Origin of the sequence: Streptomyces pseudogriseolus (assembly GCA_002154585.1) — a bacterium.
In the GTDB taxonomy this organism is placed as follows: domain Bacteria; phylum Actinomycetota; class Actinomycetes; order Streptomycetales; family Streptomycetaceae; genus Streptomyces; species Streptomyces pseudogriseolus.
The window spans coordinates 1-883 of the sequence record MUNG01000578.1 but is presented as its reverse complement, the minus strand read 5'-3'; the positions used below and the strand labels follow the sequence as shown (position 1 = coordinate 883).

Sequence of the window (883 nt, the reverse complement as noted above, 5' to 3'; positions counted from 1 at the left end):
CGCCGCCCGTGCCGAACACGTCGACCATCTCGCCGCAGTGCGGGCACGGCAGCCCCGACATGTTCTCGACCACGCCGACGATCTTCTGGTGGGTCTGCACGGCGATGGAACCCGCCCGCTCAGCCACCTCGGCCGCGGCCTGCTGCGGGGTCGTGACGACCAGGATCTCCGCGTTCGGCACGAGCTGCGCGACCGAGATCGCGATGTCGCCGGTGCCGGGCGGCAGGTCGAGCAGCAGCACGTCCAGGTCGCCCCAGTACACGTCCGCCAGGAACTGCTGGAGCGCGCGGTGCAGCATCGGGCCGCGCCACACCACGGGCGCGTTGCCCGGGGTGAACATGCCGATGGAGATCACCTTCACGCCGTGCGCCGACGGNNCCGACCTTCAGACCGTCGGCCGCCATCGCCGCCGCCAGGTTCACCGTCACCGAGGACTTGCCGACGCCGCCCTTGCCGGACGCCACCGCGTACACCCGGGTGAGGCTGCCCGGCTTGGCGAAGGGCACCTCGCGCTCGGTCTGGCCGCCGCGCAGGGCGCTCGCCAGCTCCTTGCGCTGCTCGTCGCTCATCACGTCCAGCGTCACGTCGACCCGGGTCACGCCCTCGACGCGGGAGACCGCGTCCGTCACGCGCTGCGTGATGGTGTCCCGCATGGGGCAGCCGGAGACCGTCAGGTACACGGTGACCGCGACCGCACCGTCCGCACCGATCTCCACCGATTTGACCATCCCGAGCTCGGTGATGGGCCGGTTGATCTCGGGGTCGTTCACCGTCGCCAGTGCTTCGCGCACCGCGTCTTCCGTAGCCATAAGGACGATGGTACGGCTCCGGGTACACCCGCCGGTAAGGACGTCAGCGGTCGTCTGCGTCACGTCCCGGCGGC

General features: G+C 70.9%; 1 pseudogene. It reads right to left on the bottom strand.

What is annotated here, in order from left to right:
* Nucleotides 1-809, bottom strand: a pseudogene (locus tag CCN29_RS33015) (P-loop NTPase); the annotation flags it as partial.
* Between the last annotated feature and the right edge of the window lie 74 nt (nucleotides 810-883).